The organism is Nocardiopsis sp. NRRL B-16309 (assembly GCF_001279585.1).
Classification (GTDB): Bacteria; Actinomycetota; Actinomycetes; order Streptosporangiales; family Streptosporangiaceae; genus Nocardiopsis.
In genome coordinates this window covers 32,935-49,931 of the sequence record NZ_LGEC01000064.1, presented here as the reverse complement: position 1 = coordinate 49,931, position 16,997 = coordinate 32,935, and the positions used below count along the sequence as shown (strand labels likewise).

16 protein-coding genes are annotated in these 16,997 nt (G+C 74.1%); 10 read left to right on the top strand and 6 right to left on the bottom strand.

Translation table 11 applies throughout. The features are described 5' to 3' along the window. Positions 1 to 144: 144 nt before the first annotated feature. The 3 genes from ADL05_RS09585 to ADL05_RS09575 all read right to left on the bottom strand — a co-directional run bounded on the left by ADL05_RS09585 (position 145) and on the right by ADL05_RS09575 (position 4,526). Entirely contained in the window at positions 145 to 807 is a 663-nt protein-coding gene (locus ADL05_RS09585) for a TIGR03085 family metal-binding protein (protein ID WP_053616535.1), read from the bottom strand. Positions 808 to 1,127: 320 nt separating this feature from the next. Then, positions 1,128 to 3,905: a tetratricopeptide repeat protein gene (locus ADL05_RS09580; protein WP_197285744.1), complete on the bottom strand. Its 2,778-nt coding sequence runs from the start codon at positions 3,903 to 3,905 to the stop codon at positions 1,128 to 1,130. Positions 3,906 to 4,094: 189 nt separating this feature from the next. Beyond that, positions 4,095 to 4,526, bottom strand: a complete 432-nt coding sequence (locus tag ADL05_RS09575) for a VOC family protein (protein WP_053616533.1) — start codon at positions 4,524 to 4,526, stop codon at positions 4,095 to 4,097. Positions 4,527 to 4,655: 129 nt separating this feature from the next. Between ADL05_RS09575 and ADL05_RS09570 the strand changes: the two genes are divergently transcribed. Continuing rightward, positions 4,656 to 5,357: a GntR family transcriptional regulator gene (locus tag ADL05_RS09570; RefSeq protein WP_053616532.1), complete on the top strand. Its 702-nt coding sequence runs from the start codon at positions 4,656 to 4,658 to the stop codon at positions 5,355 to 5,357. Positions 5,358 to 5,535: 178 nt separating this feature from the next. Then, on the top strand, positions 5,536 to 6,876 hold the full coding sequence (locus ADL05_RS09565; protein ID WP_053616531.1) for a TIGR01777 family oxidoreductase: 1,341 nt from the start codon (positions 5,536 to 5,538) through the stop codon (positions 6,874 to 6,876). 208 nt (positions 6,877 to 7,084) lie between these two features. Here ADL05_RS09565 and ADL05_RS09560 read toward each other — a convergent pair whose 3' ends face one another. Then, positions 7,085 to 7,834, bottom strand: a complete 750-nt coding sequence (locus ADL05_RS09560; RefSeq protein WP_053616530.1) for an SDR family oxidoreductase — start codon at positions 7,832 to 7,834, stop codon at positions 7,085 to 7,087. An 80-nt stretch (positions 7,835 to 7,914) separates the two neighbouring features. Here ADL05_RS09560 and ADL05_RS09555 point away from each other — a divergent pair, with 80 nt between their 5' ends. Both ADL05_RS09555 and ADL05_RS09550 read left to right on the top strand, forming a co-directional pair. Continuing rightward, positions 7,915 to 8,388 carry an Rrf2 family transcriptional regulator gene (locus ADL05_RS09555; protein WP_053616529.1) on the top strand — a complete coding sequence of 158 codons (474 nt, stop codon included), beginning with the start codon at positions 7,915 to 7,917 and terminating at the stop codon, positions 8,386 to 8,388. A gap of 134 nt (positions 8,389 to 8,522) precedes the next feature. Beyond that, positions 8,523 to 9,701 carry an MFS transporter gene (locus ADL05_RS09550; protein ID WP_053616528.1) on the top strand — a complete coding sequence of 393 codons (1,179 nt, stop codon included), beginning with the start codon at positions 8,523 to 8,525 and terminating at the stop codon, positions 9,699 to 9,701. Between the two features lie 109 nt (positions 9,702 to 9,810). On the opposite strand, the gene ADL05_RS09545 is transcribed toward ADL05_RS09550, so the two are convergent. Beyond that, positions 9,811 to 10,542: a VOC family protein gene (locus ADL05_RS09545; protein ID WP_053616527.1), complete on the bottom strand. Its 732-nt coding sequence runs from the start codon at positions 10,540 to 10,542 to the stop codon at positions 9,811 to 9,813. A gap of 121 nt (positions 10,543 to 10,663) precedes the next feature. Here ADL05_RS09545 and ADL05_RS30440 point away from each other — a divergent pair, with 121 nt between their 5' ends. After that, a complete protein-coding gene (locus ADL05_RS30440) occupies positions 10,664 to 10,897 on the top strand; it encodes a hypothetical protein (protein ID WP_156365786.1) in 234 nt (77 codons plus the stop codon). A gap of 121 nt (positions 10,898 to 11,018) precedes the next feature. After that, on the top strand, positions 11,019 to 11,771 hold the full coding sequence (locus tag ADL05_RS09540) for a CPBP family intramembrane glutamic endopeptidase (RefSeq protein WP_082376226.1): 753 nt from the start codon (positions 11,019 to 11,021) through the stop codon (positions 11,769 to 11,771). A gap of 307 nt (positions 11,772 to 12,078) precedes the next feature. On the opposite strand, the gene ADL05_RS09530 is transcribed toward ADL05_RS09540, so the two are convergent. After that, complete coding sequence (locus tag ADL05_RS09530) at positions 12,079 to 12,279, bottom strand: DUF2795 domain-containing protein (RefSeq protein WP_053616524.1); 201 nt, start codon at positions 12,277 to 12,279, stop codon at positions 12,079 to 12,081. 667 nt (positions 12,280 to 12,946) lie between these two features. Between ADL05_RS09530 and ADL05_RS09525 the strand changes: the two genes are divergently transcribed. From ADL05_RS09525 to ADL05_RS09510, 4 genes are read left to right on the top strand one after another with little or no spacing between them, the layout of a single operon-like run. Then, complete coding sequence (locus ADL05_RS09525; RefSeq protein ID WP_053616523.1) at positions 12,947 to 13,981, top strand: iron-siderophore ABC transporter substrate-binding protein; 1,035 nt, start codon at positions 12,947 to 12,949, stop codon at positions 13,979 to 13,981. A gap of 2 nt (positions 13,982 to 13,983) precedes the next feature. Next, complete coding sequence (locus tag ADL05_RS09520; protein ID WP_197285743.1) at positions 13,984 to 15,021, top strand: iron ABC transporter permease; 1,038 nt, start codon at positions 13,984 to 13,986, stop codon at positions 15,019 to 15,021. Beyond that, positions 15,018 to 16,091 (top strand): iron chelate uptake ABC transporter family permease subunit, encoded by a 1,074-nt coding sequence (locus ADL05_RS09515; protein WP_053616521.1) that lies wholly within the window; start codon positions 15,018 to 15,020, stop codon positions 16,089 to 16,091. Before ADL05_RS09520 ends, ADL05_RS09515 begins: the two co-directional genes overlap by 4 nt. Continuing rightward, positions 16,088 to 16,909 (top strand): ABC transporter ATP-binding protein, encoded by an 822-nt coding sequence (locus ADL05_RS09510; RefSeq protein ID WP_053616520.1) that lies wholly within the window; start codon positions 16,088 to 16,090, stop codon positions 16,907 to 16,909. Before ADL05_RS09515 ends, ADL05_RS09510 begins: the two co-directional genes overlap by 4 nt. The last annotated feature ends 88 nt before the right edge of the window (positions 16,910 to 16,997 follow it).

Genomic DNA, 16,997 nt, shown 5'->3' with positions numbered 1-16,997 from the left:
GGCGTCCTTTTCTCCCATGCTCGTCGGGGCGCGGCCCGGGCGGAAGGGCCTTCGGGTTCATACGCGGGGGTCTTGGGTCCCCGGCGGGCCTCAGCCACCCGTGTCGCCGACGGCCTCAGCCACCCGTGTCGCCCACGGTCTCCGTCACGGAAGCGGCAGGAACTCGGCCAGACGGGCGACCACCTCCGGCTCGCCCTCGGCGCGGACCCGCGCGCGGGCCCCGCGCCCGAAGGCGAAGAGGACCAGTTCGCCGGGCCCACCGGTCACCGTGACCGACGGTTCGCCCTTGCGCGCCAGCACGGTGCGTCCGTCCGGGCGTCGCAACACCAGGCCCACGGGCGCCTTGGGGCCCGTCTCCAGCCGCGCCAGGGGAGAGAGCTTGCGCCACAGCGCCTCGGTGAGGCCCGGGTCCACGTCCTCGGCCGCATCCGCCGCGTCACCGGGGCTGGTCGTCCAGTCCGGCGCCGCGCGGCGCACGTCCTCGGCGTGCACGTAGTACTCCACCGTGTTCGCGCCCTCGTCCGCGCCCGGCAGGGCGAACGGCGAGAGCAGCGGCGGCCCGTCGCGGAACGTCGACAGCAGCCACTGGTAGGGCCGACGGGCGTAGCGCTCCTGGACCTTCGCGGTCCAGCCCGCCAGGAAGGGGATCCTGATCCCGGCCGCCGCGTCCATCCGGTGCTCCCGCAGAACCAGGTGCGCGGCGAGTTCGGTGGTCGTCCACCCCGCGCAGAGCGTGGGTGCGTCCGGACCCGCGGCCGCCAACAGGTCGGCCAGACGGTGCCGTTCGTTGCGGGCGTGGTGGCTCATGGTCTCCGCCTGTCGGGGATCGTCGGCGCGCGGCGTCGGCGGCGGTCCGGCCGACCGGCGCCGCGGTGGCAGGTCGCCACCACGCTATCGGTGTCCTCCCGAGCGGGCTCGGCAGGACACCGCGTGGCGGCGCCGACCGTCCGGAAGGAGCCCGTGTGTCCGGTGTCGGACCCGTCGATGTCTTTCCGGTTCCGGTGGCCCGGCCAGGCCGGGGACGGGTTCCCGCCGCGCTGCCGTCGCCGCTGGCGGTTTCCCTGTCGACTGATGAGAACCCGGTGACAGTACCGCTGGGGCGAGACGCACCAGTCCGCCGAACACGCCTAGGCTCCGCACTCGCGAGCCTTCTCTCGCCAGCGTTCCAGATCGGCCTGGATCGCGTGCGTCTTGGGGTGGTCGGGTCCGAGGATGCGCAGCTGGTCGGGCATGAGCGCTTCGATGAGCTCTGCTGCGAGGGCGGGGTCACCCGCCGCGCCGTGGAAGCGGGCCTGGCTGTGCCGCGTGGTGAGGACGTGAGGGTGGTCCGGTCCCAGGTGCCGGATCTGGTCCGTCATGAGCACGTCCAGCTCCTGGAGCGCACGGGCGTGGTCACCGGCCACACCCCGCCAGGCGGCGATCTGCCCTCGCGTGCTGAGGGTGTCGGGATGGTCGGGCCCGAGAACGCGGATCTGGTCCGGCAGGAGCGCCTCGAAGTCCTCGATGGCCGCTGCGGCGCCGTCCACCCGTCCGCGCCACCGGGCCAGCATGCTCCGGGTGAGAAGGGATCCCGGGTGGTCGCCGCCGAACATGCGGCGCTCGTCCTCCAGTAGGGCGGCGTAGGTGTCGACCGCCGCCCGGGGGTCGCCGGCTTTGCCGCGCAGGGACGCCAGATGGCCCCGTGTCGTCAGCGTGTCGGGATGGTCGGGGCCCAACAGGCGCATCAGGTCGGGCAGGAGGTCCTCCATCACCTGCCGTGCGCTCTGTTCACCTCCGGTCCGGCCGAGCCAGCGGGCGCTCTGCACGCGCGTGGACATGGTCTGCGAGTCGTCCGCGCCCAGGACCCGCGTCATCTCCTCGGCCAGCGAGGCGAAGGCCTCCGCGGCGTAGTTCGCCTCACCCGCCATTCCGCGCCAGAGGATGACCTGGTGGCGGGTGAACAGGGTGTCGCGGTGGTCCCCTCCGAGTCGTTCCCGGGCCGTGTCCAGGACCGATGCCCAGTGGTCGATGGCCTGGGAGAGCGCGCCCGACTTGCCGAGGCTCTCGCCGAACCGGGTGAGGACCGGGTGCAGCCCGTCCTCCCACAGCCACTCCTCGGCGTGTTCGACCAGGGCCGTGGCGTTGGCCCGCAACCGCTGGCCCAGCGCGCTGGCGTGGACGCGCATCGGCCAGACCCGCACGAGGGCGTCGGCCGCGGTAAGGGCGGTGTCGCGGTCGGGGCGCGTTGCGCGCTGCTCCCGGGTGGCCCGCTGTACCAGCCGGTGGACACCGACCACGGCGTCGTCACCGAACCCCGAGCGGGTGACGAGGTGCAGCCGGGCCAGCGCGGACAGGGCGTCCTCGGCGTCCTGCCCGGCCGGTGCGGGACGGCCCGGGTGCGCCCGGCGCAGGTGGTCCAGGACGGGCGGCGAGGTCAGCACGGCGACCGGAACACCGGTGGGGTCCAGCAGGCTGAGCAGGCGCATCATCGGCAGGGCCAGCCCGCGCGGGGTGAGCGTGTCGGCGTGTTCGACCGACATCGACCACGTGGTGGCGACCGTGCGCGCGTAGTCGTCGGGCAGGCTCTCGCGCTCGGGGAACATCCGCGCCAGCGCGCCGCGCTGGTCCTGGAGGCGTGCCCGGTAGGAGGTGCAGGTCATGCTGTCGCGGCGGTCGCGGATGTAGGCGGCGGCGTGGGAGAGGGCGAGCGGCAGGTGGCCCAGGTCCTCGGCCAGGGCGGCGAGGTCGGCCTCTGCCGGAGGGGTGGGAAGCCCGGCGAGCGCGGTGGCCAGGTACGTGCGGGCCTCGTCCGGCGTGTAGGTGCCGACGTCGATGAACGAGCGGCCCCGGCCCGCCAGGGCGGTGTCGGTGCGCCGCGTGGTGACCACCAGGCGGCCCAGCGGACCCGTGCCGGGGGCGGGAGCCGAACCCTGGTCGGCGGAGGGGGTGGCCGTGGGCGGCCACAGGCCGCGGACGTGTTCGGGCACGTCGAGGTTGTCCAGGACGACCAGCCAGCGCCGGTCGGTGGTCTGGAGCCAGGTCAGGAACTGGCGCGCGGCCCGGTCGGGGTCCTCGTCGACGTGGCCGGGCAGGACAGCCCGCGCCGCGTCCGCGTAGGCCTGCACGATCGTGGCGCGCTCGGCCGCCGGGACCCACACGGCCAGGTCCACCGCCCCCCTGGCCAGCAGCGAGCGGGCGTGGTGGGCGGCGAGCTGGGTCTTGCCGACGCCGCCCATGCCGGACAGGACCTGGCCCAGGACCACGGTGGGGTGGCCGTCGGAGGTGTGCGTCAGCCGGTCGGTCAGCTCCCGGTGCTGGAAGTGGTCGGCCTCGTTGGGCAGGACACCGACGACCACGGGCCACTCCGGTTCCGCCGCGGAGGAGTGCACGATCTGGGTGTCGATGACGGTGTGGTGGGTCGGCTGGTGGATCGTGAGGTCGCGCCCCTGGAAGACGGTGCCGCCGCTGACGTCGCCCGCGACCGTGTTGTCCGTCGGACCCGTGACCGATGCGACGGGCACGGGTGCCGGTGCCGGGGGTGGCACCGGTGTCGCCGAAGCCGCTCTCGGGACCGGCCCGGGCGGCAGCGGTTCTGACGCCGATCCGGGGGTCGCGGCCTCGGAAGCCGTCGGTCCCGGCGCTTCTGATATCGACGTGGAGGCCGCCGCCCGGGGAACCACCGATCCAGGCGTCTCAGAGACCGCCCCGGACGCCTGCGCCCCGGACGCCTGCGCTTCGGCCGCCTCCGTCGCCGGGCGGCGCGCCCGGACGATCGCGGTGACCGTGAGGGCCAGCACGGCCGCGCCGCCGCTCGCCCAGACGGCGGGCCCTCCTGCGGGGCCGCCCACGAGCCAGGCGAATCCGGCGAGCGCGCCGAGGACGGCGGCGGCCACGAGCCCGATCCGGGTCCACTGTGCGGTTGTCATGGCGCACATTGTGGCGCGCGAACGCCCTGTTGTCAGGTGTCCTGGTCAGGCGGGTACAGGTGCAGTTCTCCGATGTGCGAGCCCTGGACGACGGTGCCCGAACACGGCCGTCGCCGACCGGGTTCGGCCCCGCCCGCGTGCAGCCCCGCCCCCGGGAGGACGGCCCGGGGGCGGGGCGGTCAGGGGGCCTCAGACGGCGAAGACCTGGGAGTCGTCGGCGAAGGCCTTGAACTCCAGCGCGTTGCCGGCCGGGTCGAGGAGGAACATCGTCCACTGCTCGCCGGGCCGCCCCTCGAAGCGCAGGTAGGGCTCGATGACGAAGTCGGTCCCGGCGGCGCGCAGGCGGTCGGCGAGCCTGTGGAACTCCGGGACCGACAGGACCAGCCCGAAGTGCGGGACGGGGACGTCGTGGCCGTCGACCGGGTTGTGGACCCTGCGCTGTCCGGCCGGAGCCAGGTGGGTGACGAACTGGTGGCCGTGCAGGTTCCAGTCGACCCAGGTGTCGGAGCTGCGGCCCTGCTCCAGGCCGAGGACCTCGCCGTAGAAGCGGCGCGCGGCGGCCAGGTCGTCGACGGGCATGGCCAGGTGGAACCGCGGGATGGGGGAGTCGAGAACGGTCATGGTGTGGTGGCTGCCTTTCTCGGAGAGCGCCCGGCGACCTCCGGGCTGCACTTGTCCGAATGTTAACATTGCGACAAGTGCTCGAACAGTAGGGTGGCCTCGACACAGCGTCGAGGGGAAGGGCCGAGCGTGACCGACGAACTGGGCAGGGTGGCTCCGGCCCGGCGCAGGGGACTGGCCGACGAGGTGGCGGACCGCATCCGCGAGGCCGTCTTCAGCGGGGCCTACGCCCCGGGCGCGCAGCTGCGCGAGGTCGAGCTCTCCGGCGCGCTGGAGGTCAGCCGGGGCCCGGTACGCGAGGCGCTGCTGCGGCTGGAGCGCGAGGGCCTGGTCCGCAGCGCCTGGCACCGCGGCGCCACGGTCACGACCCTGACCCCGCGCGACATCGTCGAACTCGACAGCCTGCGCGACGCGCTGGAACGACTCGCCGTCCAGCTCGTGGTCGCCCACGCCTCCGACACCGACATCGCCGCCGTGGAGCGGGCCGCCGAGCGCATGGAACGCGCGGAGGACGAGCACGCGATGGTGCGGTGCGACATCGACTTCCACGACGCCGTCTACGCCGCCGCCGGGCACGGCCGGCTGGAGGAGGCCTGGCGGGCCATCCGCTCCCAGGTCCACCTGTTCCTGCTGACGCGCGTCGGCCGGGAGTCCCGGAACTACCTCGCCCACATCCCCGGCGAGCACCGGGAGCTCGCCGCCGCCCTGCGCGCCCGTGACGCCGACCGCGCGCTGGAGCTGTTCGCCGCCCACCGCCGCACGGCGTTCGACGTGCTCACCGCCGAACCGCACACAGAGCAGGCGGCGAACGCGGCGACAGGCGAGGAGTAGCCACCCGGGTCGCCGCTGCCGTCGCCGTCGTCGCTGTCGCTGCCACCGGGGTCGCCCTTGCCGTCGCGGTCGTCGCCCTCGCCGTCGCGGTCCCGAGGCCGCGTCCCGCCGCACCGCGGGCGGGCGGGCGCGTTACGGTGGCCACGGACCGGACACCCGTACGAGCTTGGAGCCGACCGTGGTCTTTCAGCGTTCGAGTGTGGTGGGGGCGCCCGTCGACGAGGTCTTCGACTGGCACGCCCGGCCGGGCGCCTTCGCCCGGCTCGCGCCCCCGTGGCAGCCGGTCCATCCGGTCGCCGAGGCCCGCTCGCTGCGCGACGGCGCCGCCGTGCTCGCGCTGCCCGGCGGGCTCCGCTGGGTCGCCGCCCACGATCCCGACGCCTACGATCCGCCCCACCGCTTCGCTGACCGGCTCGTCTCGCCGCCGCTCTCGACCGTCCTGCGCTGGGTCCACACGCACGACTTCGCGGCGGAGACCGAGCGGAGCACCCGGATCACCGACCGGGTCGACACCTCGCTGCCCGGCGCGGCACTGCGGTCCATGTTCACCTACCGCCACGCCCAGCTCGCCGACGACCTCGACGCGCTGAGGCGCAGCCGTGCCTGGGGGAGCGACCAGGTCACGGTGGCGGTCACGGGGTCCGGCGGGCTCGTCGGATCGGCGCTCACCTCGCTGCTCACCACCAGCGGGCACCGCGTGGTGCGCCTGGTGCGCGGCACACCGAAGCGGCCGGACGAACGGCACTGGGACGTGGAACGGCCGGCCGAGGACCTGCTCCGGGGGGTCGACGCCGTGGTGCACCTGGCGGGCGAGCCCCTGTTCGGCTGGTTCACCGACGCGCACAAGGCGGCGGTCCGCGACAGCCGGATCGGGCCCACCCGTGCCCTGGCCCGGCGCGCGGCGCACACCCCGGACGGCCCGCGCGTGTTCGTCTCGGCCTCCGGCATCGGCTACTACGGCGCGCGGCGCGGGGACGAGGTCCTCACCGAGGACAGCCCGCGCGGTGAGGGGTTCCTCGCCGACGTCGTGGCGGACTGGGAGGAGGCGGCGGCGCCCGCGGCCGAGGCGGGGCTGCGGTGCGTCCAGGTGCGGACCGGCATCGCCCAGTCGCCCCGGGGCGGCCAGCTCGGGTTCCAATGGCCCCTGTTCGCGGCGGGGGCGGGCGGACCGATCGGTGACGGCCGCCAGTGGTCGTCCTGGCTCGGCCTGGACGACCTCACCGACATCTACCTGCGGGCGGTCCTGGACACGGGGCTGTCCGGCCCGCTCAACGCGGTGGCCCCGCACCCGGTACGCGGGCGCACCTACGCCCTCGTCCTGGCCTCGGTGCTGCGGCGGCCGGCGCTGCTGCCGGCCCCCAGGTGGGCGCCGGGGCTGGTTCTGGGAGCCGAGGGCGCGAAGGAGCTGGCGCTGGCCGACCAGCGCGTGCGCCCGGAACGGCTGCTCTCCGCCGGGCACCACTTCCGCCACCCCTGGCTGGACCGGGCCCTGGCTCACCTCTTCGGCCGTTCCCGCTGAGCCCCGCCCCGGCCGGGCACGCCCCCCGCGAAGCACATGGGGCCCGACCGGTCAGGCCCTTCGTCATCGAGATCACCCAGCGGTGCAGGTCTTCGTGGGGGGCCTGCCACAGGCTCGATACGTCCGGCCCGCCGTTCGTGGGAGGCCGGGTAGCGGGGCGGGCGCCCGAGGAACACGTGTTGTGGGCTCGACCGGCCCGGCCCGGGCGCTATCCCTGGCGCTGTTCCGCGAGCCACGCGTCGAAGGTGGTCGGTGCGAGCCGGGCGTCCTCGCCCGGCAGGAGCACGTTTCCGGCCATCGACGGACCGAAGAGTCCGGACCAGGTCGGGACGAGCCTGACCTCGCGCCCGCGCGCGGCGTGGGTGCGCCGGGCCATGTCGACCAGGTCCTGGGTCTCGGGCCCCGCGACGTCGCGGTAGCGCCCCCGGGGCTCGCCCGCCGCGACCTCGGCGAGCACGTCGGCCACGTCCGCGGGCGCGATCGGCTGGACCAGCAGCGGCGCGATGGCGGCGACGCCGTCCCGTTCCGTCCACGAGGCCACCATGGCGGCGAAGTCGTGGAACTGCGTGGCCCGCACGATCGTCCACGGCACCGGCCCCTCGGCGACCAGGCGCTCCTGTTCGCGCTTTCCGGCGTAGTGCGCGTTGCCGTCGACCGTGTCGATTCCGACGATCGACAGCACCACGTGGTGGCGCACGCCCGCCTTCTCCTCCGCGGTGAGCAGGGTGCGCGTGGTGGTGCCGAAGAAGGCCACGGTCTCCGACCGCTCGGTGCCGGTGTGGTTGGTGGCGTCGACGACGGCCTCGACGCCGGTGAGCGCGTCGTCGAGTCCTTCCCCCGTGGTCAGGTCCACGCCGAGCGAGCGGCTGATGCGGACGGTCTCGTGACCGGCCCGTTCCAGGGCCGCGGCGGTCAGGGATCCGATGTTGCCGGTCGCTCCGGCGATGGCGATGCGCATGGCGTGCTCCTGGGGTTCGACTACGCCGGAGCGTATCCCGGACTAAAAAGATCCGCAATATCTTCGATATCATCACGGGTATGAAGCTTCCCGCGAGCACCGAATGGGTCCTGCACTGCGCCACGTCCCTGGCCCAGCTCGATCCGGGCGCCACCGCGTCCGCGGCCCAGCTCGCCGCCCACTTCGACCTGCCGGCCGCCTACCTGGCCAAACAGCTCCAACCGCTGGTCAAGGCCGGTGTGCTGGCCGCGACCACCGGGCCCCGGGGCGGGTTCCGCCTGGCCAGGGCGCCCGGCGAGATCACGATGCTCCAGATCGTCGAGGCCGTCGACGGCGCCTCTCCGCCCTACGAGTGCCGTGAGATCCGCCAACAGGGCCGCGGCGCCCTGCCGCCCGAGGACTGCCGCCACACGTGCGTGCTCGCCGCGAAGATGGCCGAGGCCCACGACGCCTGGCGCGCCAGCCTCGCCGCCGTCTCCCTCGCCGACATCCTGGCCGACCTGCCCGCCTGGGCGCCCGCCCGCACGCGCGCGCTGCTGGGTACCCCGCGCTGAGCCCGCGTGCGGGCGGGCTCGGGGCCGCGTAGCCGGGGGCCGCCTCGGCTGTCGACGGTGTGTCGTGGGATGATCCCCTGTCGTGTCCGGGTGACTGACGGAAGCGCGCAGGGGGCCGGACGGGAGGGCACGGAATGGCGGGAACGCGCGCGAGTACGGCGGGACGGTGGCTGTGGCCGCTGCTCGCGAGCGTGGTGTTCACCCACACCGCCCTCAACATCGCCCGACCGCTCATCTCCTACCGGACCATCGCCCTGGGCGGCGACGCCGTCGCGGTCGGCCTCATCACCGCCGCCTACGCGCTGCTGCCCCTGCTGATCGCGGTGTCGGTGGGCCGGGCGACCGACCGCTCCCGGCGCATCGCCTGGATCGTGGGCGTGGGCGGGGCGATCCTCGCGGTGGGATGCGTCCACCTGGCGGCCACCACGGGCCTGGTCTCCCTCGCCGTGGCCAGCACGGTGGTGGGCGTGGGCCACCTGCTGTGCATGGTCGCGGGCCAGGGGCTGATCGCCCGGTTCTCCCCGGCCGAGCACCTGGACCGCGACTTCGGATGGTTCACCGCCGCCGCGTCCCTGGGCCAGCTCTCCGGACCGCTGATCTCCGGAGCCCTGCTCGCCGACTCCTCCGGTCCGGACCTGCTCACGGCGACCTCGACGGCGCTGGGCGTGGCCGGTGTGACGGCCGTGCTGGGCGCCGCGTCGGTCATCCCCCTCCTGCGGCTGCGCTCGGCGGCGCACCCCGCCAAGGGCGCCGTCCCGGTCGTGCCCGCCCGCGAGATCCTGACCCGGCGCCGGATGCCGTCGGCACTGCTGACGAGCCTGGCGCTGCTGACCGCCGTGGACATCCTCACGGCCTACCTGCCGCTGATCGCCGAGAGCCGTGGCATCTCGCCCATGCTCGTCGGCGTGCTGCTGAGCCTGCGCGCCGGATCCTCGCTGCTGTCCCGCCTGTGCCTGCCCTGGCTGCTCACCCGGTGGTCGCGCAAGGCGCTGATCATGGCGAGCACGGGGGTGGCCGGGCTGTCCCTGGCCCTGGTCGCACTGCCGGGCGGCGGCCCGGTGACGCTCGGCGCGGTCCTGGTCGTCGGCGGGTTCCTGCTCGGCCTCGGCCAGCCGCTGACCATGGCGGAGGTCGCCACCCTGGCGCCGCAGGGCGCGCGCGGCGCCGCGCTGTCGCTGCGGATCTGGGCGAACCGCCTCGGCCAGGTCGCCGTCCCGGCGGCCGCGGCGGGCATGGCGGGCGCCGTCGGCGCGCCGGGAGCCCTGCTGTTCTCGGCGATGGTGCTGTTCGCCGCCGCCGCGGTGGCCCGGTAGCCGCTCGGGCCGCCTGCGGCCGCCGGGACGGCGCTGACGGGCCGCCGTCGGCCACCGCCCCGGGGGAAGTCGGATCAGGGTGTCCGCCGCGCCTCGCGGAGGTGGGTGCTCACGTGGCCGGTGCGGCCGCCAGCCGGAACTCGTTGCCCGAGGGGTCGGTGTACAGCCGCCAGGGCGCCTCGGGATCGGACTCCGCGGGGCGCGCCCCCAGGTCCACCAGCCGCTGGTGGGCGTCGGCCGCCCGTTCGTCCTCGCCGAGTCCCACCACCAGGCCCATCGCGTTGCGCGCACCGGCCGGTTTGGGGCCGAGTTCGGCGCAGAACACCAGGACCGGACCGGAGCCGTCGGGGTGCCGCAGCGCCGGGTCACCGCCGGTGTCGGCGTCACCGACGGGCGTCCACCCGGTCACCCGCGCCCAGAAGTCGCGGCCGGTCCGGGGCGCGGCGGAGTCGATGGGAAGCGCACCGAGCCCGGGGCCGGGCCCCTCGTAGCGTGTTCCGGGCATCACGCAGAACAGACGGTCCTCGGTGTCGGCCAGCACCTCCCAGGGCGCGTCGCCCTGGCCCACGTCGCGGCGACTGGCACCGAGCGAGAGCAGGCGTCGGGTGAAGGCGACCTGGTCCGGGCCGCCGTGCAGGTCGAGGTGGAGCCGGGTGACGGCCGCCTCCTCGCGCTCGGTGCGTGCTGCCGGGACGGGGACCAGCCGGAAGGAGACACGGGGAGTGCACAGCTCGAACCCCGCGACCCCGCGCGAGCGCGCCGGGACACCCAGGGCCGCGGACCAGAAGCGGGCATGCGCCAACGGATTCCGCGCTTCGAGGGCGATCGCGTCCAGGTACATGCCGCGCAGCTTAGCGGCCGGAGGCCGGCAGCGTGCGCGCGACCAGGCCGAACCGGACCGGCGAGGTCACGCGGGCGCCCAGTCGTGGTGCGGCGTGCGACTTCCACCCCTTCGGAGCACAGTGAGGAATGGACCAGGCCGCCGTGCGGTCCGCTTCCGTGAGACCACGGACTGCGGGCAGCACATCACCGTGACCATCAGCAACTTCGGGAACCTCGCCGCTGTCACCTCGGGTCGGCCCGGAACCCCTGAGGGGGAAGAGGGCGACGAGGTCTTCCAGACCGTCGACCGTCCCCGCGTCGAAGACGAACTCGAAGCCCTCGGCTACGTCAGCGTCTCGGAGAACCTGCTCTGAACGAGGTTCGACCGTGACGACGGCTCCGCCCCCTACGGCCCGCCCAGGTATGTCGAAACGTGGTGGATCCGCTTCTTCGACTACCTCTGAGCCATTCGCGGGGCCCGGCTAACATCGACGGATGTCCCCCCGTGAAGCAGCATTACCCTCGCGCCCACTCACTCTCGCGGCAGCACTGACCCTGCTGTGGCACGTCGTGCTCTTCACAGCGGCCGAACTGGTCCCCTCGCAGGACGCGCCCCATCTGGGGGCCACTCTGATCACCCTCTGCACGCTGCCGGTGCCCGTGCTCGCTGCTCTGGCCATGCGCGACTGGCGCTCCACCGGGTTCGCGCCGACCCGCACGGCCGAGTCCGGTTTCTGGGTCACGGTGCCCCTGTTCCTGGTCAGCGCCGTCTATGTCGTGCCCGGCATCGAGGGAGACGGTGCGGCGCTCGTGCGTCTCGCGGTGTTCTGCCTGGTCGTCGGTGTCACCGAGGAGAGCCTGTCCCGAGGGGTCGTGCAGCACGTGCTCGCCCGGTTGGGGCGGCTGCGCGCGGCGGTCTGGGTGGGCGTGCTCTTCGGGCTCGGCCACGCGCTGTCGGGCGTCTGGTTCGGCCGCGACCTCGGCGACACGCTGTTCCAGGTACTGAGCACCGCCGCGTTCGGCTTCGGCTACGCCGCCGTGCGCTTCCACCTGGCCACGATCTGGCCGCTGGTGGCGGCGCACGCGCTCTACAACTTCGCGCAGTACGCCAGCCCTGGTGCCGCTCCCTGGCCGGTGCAGCTGGGGGTCGCCGGGGGCTTCGTCTGTTACGGGGTGTGGCTCCTGCGCCGCCTCGACCGCCGGGCGAGCCCCGATGAGGAGGCGCCCGCTCCCGCCGAGTCGCACTGACGATCCCCTGAGAAGGGATCCGCATGGGCCGGGCGCAGGGTAGGCGTGTGACCGGGCGGCTGCGGCTGGAGCCCGTCGGCCCGGACCGGGCCGGGGACCTGTGGCTCCTGCACCAGGACGCGGGCATCGCCCGGTGGTACGGCCGAGCGTGGACCCCGCATGAGGCGGGGGAGCGCGCCGCGGCGATGACACCGGCAGGAGCGCGACCGGTGGCCGCGGCCGGCGCGGGCCCGGCCGTCACGGGATCGGCGGAGCGTGCTTCGCCTCCGCCGGTGGACGCCGGGCCGGGCCGCCGGCCTGGGTGATGCTACGAGCGGGGGACGCCCGCTAGGTGCGGCCACAGGGTACGCAGGTTCGCGTACATGCCCTCGGGCAGCAGGCCCAGCGCGGTCAGGACGGGCTCGGGCGCCCCGTGCTGGTCGGCGGCGGCGATGATCTGCGTGCGGGTCATCCCGCCTGTGGTGAACGATCCGTCGAGGTAGTCCGCGATCTCAGTTCGGGTGACCAACGCCAGTACCTCCAGGAGTGTGCGCGCGGGGCGCACATGAGTGGGTGGCGGAACGGACAACGCGACGCGGTGGAGTCCGTGCCGCCACGGAAAGGGCGGTGGGCGCGGATCCGCGGGTCGGTCCCCGGGCCCGGCCCCACCCTCGGGGAGAGTCGGGTCCGGCTCGGCGTGAACGCGCGGGTGCGCCCGCCCTACTCCTGAGTGTGCGCCATCCCGGACCCCACTCGCGCCCCTGCGGCCCCCGGGAGGGGGCCAATTCTGGGTGAAACCTTCGTGCGAGCCCGTCGGCCGGCGGGCCGAGCCCACCGTCGCGGGGCGCCGATCGTGGTCTCCGTGGAGGTGTCGCGGCAGAACACCGTGCCCGGAGCGGGTTCGCCGAGCAGGTTCACGACCCGTTCGAAGAGCACTGTGTGTTCCGACACCATGCGCCCGCAACGGTCATCACGGCCTGGAACGACCGCTCCGCCGGGCTTGGCCGGACCCGCTGCCCGGCCTTCCGCTCCGCGGCCCGGGCGGACCGGGGCCCGCGCGCGGCTGCCGACGTCCGACTGGCGCCCCTTCGGGCTCCGAGGGGCCTTTCGGTCCGACCTCCCGGATCATGCCCGTTCGCGAAACTGCTAACTTAGGCGAGCCTACCCTCATTCCTCCACGAGTGGGATTACTTCTGATGCGCACATTCCGGTTTCCGGCCCTGACCACCGCCGCCGTCGCCGTCCTCCTCCTGTCCGCCTGCGGCGGCGGGACCGAGGCGGAGGACACCGCGGCCGAGGAGGGTTCCGGCGAGTTCCCCATCGTCATCGAGCACGCGCTCGGCACCACCACCATCGAGGAGGAGCCCGAACGCGTTGCCACGGTCCAGTGGGCCAACCACGAGGTTCCGCTGGCGCTCGGTGTCGTACCCGTCGGCATGGCCGCCGCCGACTTCGGCGACGATGACGACAACGGCGTCCTGCCGTGGGTCGAGGAGGAACTCGACGAGCTCGGGGCGCAGACACCGGTCCTCTTCGACGAGAACGACGGCATCGACTTCGAGGCCGTCGCCGACACCCGGCCGGACGTCATCCTGGCCACGTACTCCGGGCTCACCCAGGAGGACTACGACACCCTGAGCGAGATCGCCCCCGTCGTGGCCTATCCCGACGCCCCCTGGGCCACCCCCTGGCGCGAGATCATCCGGCTCAACAGCCAGGCCATCGGCATGGCCGACGAGGGCGAGGAGCTGATCGCCGACCTGGAGGCCGAGATCGAGGCGACCATCGCGGACTACCCGCAGCTCGAAGGCAAGTCGGCCATGTTCATGACCCACGTCGACGCCACCGACGTCAGCGAGATCGGCTTCTACACCACCCACGACACCAGGACCCTGTTCTTCGAGGACCTGGGCATGGTGATCCCCGACAGCGTCGAGCAGGCCTCCGCCGACACCGAGCAGTTCTCCCTCACCCGCAGCGCCGAGCAGATCGACGAGTTCGACGACGTCGACATCATCACCGGGTACGGCGACGAGACCGGCGAACTCCTCCAGACCCTGCGGGAGGACCCGCTGGTGTCGAAGCTGCCCGCCGTCGAGCGCGACTCGATCTACCTCCTGCCCGGCAGCACGCCGCTCGGCACGGCCGCCAACCCCACCCCGCTGTCCATCTCCTGGGTCCTCGACGACTACGTCGCGGAACTCGCCGCGGCCGCCGACAAGGTCGAGTGAGCATGGTCGACACGCGTCCCGCACCGGGCGCCGCCGTCGCGCGGCGCCCGGTCCGGGTCAGGATGTTCTGGCTGCTCGTCTGCCTGGCCGTCCTCGCGGCGATCATGCTGGCCTCGGTCGCGTTGGGTTCGCGCGTGGTCGGCGCCGACGACGTGTTCGCGGCCCTGGGCGGCGCGGACGAGACGATCGCGCAGGCCGCCGTCACCAAGCGGATCCCGCGCACCCTGCTCGCGGTGGCCGTCGGCGCGGCGCTCGGCCTGTCCGGCGGGGTCATGCAGGGCGTGACCCGCAACCCGCTGGCCGACCCGGGGATCCTGGGCGTGAACATGGGAGCCTCGCTCGCCGTGGTCACCGGCGTGGTCTACTTCGGCCTGGCCGCGCCGACCTCCTACATCTGGGTGGCGATCGCGGGCGCCGCGGCCGCCGCGGCGTTCGTCTACACCGTCGGATCGCTGGGCCGGGGCGGGGCCACCCCGCTCAAGCTCGCCCTCGCCGGGGCCGCCACCTCCGCCGCGTTCGCCTCGCTGGTCAGAGCCGTCATCCTGCCCCGCAACGACGTGGCGGGCGGGTTCCAGCTGTGGCAGATCGGCGGGGTGGGCGGCGCGTCCTTCGACAACATCGCGCACGTGCTGCCCTTCCTCCTGACCGGCCTCGTCCTCAGCCTGGGCTCGGCGCGGGCCCTGAACTCCCTCGCGCTGGGCGACGACCTGGCGGCCGGGCTGGGCGAGCGGGTCGCCCTCGTACGCGCCACCGCCGCGGCCGGTGCCGTGCTGCTGTGCGGAGCCGCCACCGCGGTCGCCGGGCCCATCGCGTTCGTCGGCCTGGTCGTGCCGCACGTGTGCCGACTGCTGGTCGGGGTCGACCACCGGTGGCTGCTGCCCTTCTCCGCCCTGCTCGGCGCGGCGCTGCTGACCGCCGCCGACGTGATCGGCCGGATCGTGGCCCGCCCGAGCGAGGTCGAGGTCGGGATCGTCACCGCGCTGATCGGGGCCCCGGTCTTCATCTCCATCGTCCGCAGGCAGAAGGTGCGAGCACTGTGAGCACACGAACCACGGCGTCCGCGCCGCGCGGGGAAGCCACCGACGCCGACGTCGCCGCCGTGACCCGCGGCCGGGTCCGGCGCACGGCGCGCAGGACCGCCGTCCTGTCGGTGCTCGCGGCGCTGATCGTCGCCCTGTTCGCCACCAGCCTCATGGTCGGGCGGACGTTCTACCCGCCGGCCGACGTCGTCGCGGTGATCCTCGGCGAGCAGGTGCCCGGCGCGTCCTTCACCGTCGGCACGCTCCGTCTGCCCCGCGCCGTCCTGGCGGTGGCGGCCGGGCTCTGCTTCGGCCTGGGCGGCGTCACCTTCCAGACGATGCTGCGCAACCCGCTGGCCAGCCCCGACATCATCGGCATCAGCTCCGGCGCCAGTGCGGCGGCGGCCTTCGCGATCGTGGTCTTCTCGCTCGGGCGCACCCAGGTGTCGGTCGTGGCCATCGCCGCCGGGCTCGCCGTGGCGCTGGCCGTCTACGGCCTGGCGTTCCGCGACGGGGTCGTGGGCACCCGGCTCATCCTGATCGGCATCGGCATCGCCGCGATGCTCGACAGCATCACCGCCTACGTCCTGTCCCGGGCGGCCGAGTGGGACCTGCAGGAGGCCCTGCGGTGGCTGACCGGCAGCCTCAACGGCACGACCTGGGAGGAGGCGGTGCCGGTCGTGCTGGCCCTGGCCGTCCTGGCGCCGGTGCTCCTGAGCCAGGCGCGCAACCTGTCCGCGCTGCGGCTGGGCGACGACACCGCCTCGGCGCTGGGCGTGCGCGTCGAGGCCACCCGCGTCGTCGTCATCGTGGTCGCCGTCGGCCTCATCGCCTTCGCGACCGCCGCGGCCGGGCCGATCGCCTTCGTGGCCTTCCTCGCCGGTCCCATCGCCGCGCGGGTGGTCGGGCCGGGCGGTTCCCCGCTGGTGCCCGCCGCACTCGTGGGCGCGCTCCTGGTGCTGGTCGCCGACCTCGTCGGCCAGTACGCCCTCGGCATCCGCTACCCGGTCGGCGTCGTGACCGGTGTGCTCGGCGCGCCCTACCTCATCTACCTGATCATCCGCACCAACCGCGTGGGAGGCTCCCTGTGACCGCGACCCACTCCCTGGAGATCCAGGACCTCGCCCTGGGCTACGGCGACCGGACGGTCATCGCCCAGCTCGACCTGGTCGTTCCGCCCGGCCGGATCACGGCGATCGTCGGCGCGAACGCCTGCGGGAAGTCGACGCTGCTGCGCTCGATGTCGCGCCTGCTCGCGCCGCGCAGGGGCCGGGTCGTGCTCGACGGCAAGGAGGTGCACCGCACGCCCGCCAAGGAGCTGGCGCGCACGCTGGGCCTGCTGCCGCAGTCGCCGATCGCGCCCGAGGGCATCACCGTCGCCGACCTCGTGGGTCGGGGGCGCCATCCCCACCAGGGGATGTTCTCGCGCTGGAGCAGGGAGGACGACGCGGCCGTGGCCTCGGCGCTGGCGGCGACCGAGACCACGGACCTGGCCGAGCGGTCGGTGGACGAGCTCTCCGGCGGCCAGCGCCAGCGCGTGTGGATCGCGATGGCGCTGGCCCAGCGCACCGACCTGCTGCTGCTCGACGAGCCGACGACGTTCCTTGACGTGAGCCACCAGGTCGAGGTGCTCGACCTGCTCACCGACCTCAACCGGGAGCGCGGCACGACGATCGTCATGGTGCTGCACGACCTCAACCTGGCCGCCCGCTACGCCGACCACCTGGTCGCGCTCGCCGACGGGCGGCTGCACGCGGCGGGGGAGCCTGCCGAGGTGCTGACGGAGGACGGCGTGCGCGCGGTGTTCGGGCTGGACAGCCGGGTCATCGTCGACCCGACCTCGGGCAAGCCGCTCATGCTGCCCCTGGGCCGCCACCACGTGGCGCCCGACCTGGTCGGCGAGGCCTGACCCGGCCGCGGGTCACGGCGGCGACGTCGGCGTCGGTGGCTTCCCCGCGCGGCGCGGACGCCGTGGTTCGTGTGCTCACAGTGCTCGC

Excerpts from the sequence above, each read along its gene's own strand:
- ADL05_RS09585 (WP_053616535.1), bottom strand. The coding sequence starts at position 807 with ATGAGCCACCACGCCCGCAACGAACGGCACCGTCTGGCCGACCTGTTG.
- ADL05_RS09580 (WP_197285744.1), bottom strand. The coding sequence starts at position 3,905 with ATGACAACCGCACAGTGGACCCGGATCGGGCTCGTGGCCGCCGCCGTC.
- ADL05_RS09575 (WP_053616533.1), bottom strand. The coding sequence starts at position 4,526 with ATGACCGTTCTCGACTCCCCCATCCCGCGGTTCCACCTGGCCATGCCC.
- ADL05_RS09560 (WP_053616530.1), bottom strand. The coding sequence starts at position 7,834 with ATGCGCATCGCCATCGCCGGAGCGACCGGCAACATCGGATCCCTGACC.
- ADL05_RS09555 (WP_053616529.1), top strand. The coding sequence starts at position 7,915 with ATGAAGCTTCCCGCGAGCACCGAATGGGTCCTGCACTGCGCCACGTCC.
- ADL05_RS09550 (WP_053616528.1), top strand. The coding sequence starts at position 8,523 with ATGGCGGGAACGCGCGCGAGTACGGCGGGACGGTGGCTGTGGCCGCTG.
- ADL05_RS09545 (WP_053616527.1), bottom strand. The coding sequence starts at position 10,542 with ATGTACCTGGACGCGATCGCCCTCGAAGCGCGGAATCCGTTGGCGCAT.
- ADL05_RS09540 (WP_082376226.1), top strand. The coding sequence starts at position 11,019 with ATGTCCCCCCGTGAAGCAGCATTACCCTCGCGCCCACTCACTCTCGCG.
- ADL05_RS09525 (WP_053616523.1), top strand. The coding sequence starts at position 12,947 with ATGCGCACATTCCGGTTTCCGGCCCTGACCACCGCCGCCGTCGCCGTC.
- ADL05_RS09520 (WP_197285743.1), top strand. The coding sequence starts at position 13,984 with ATGGTCGACACGCGTCCCGCACCGGGCGCCGCCGTCGCGCGGCGCCCG.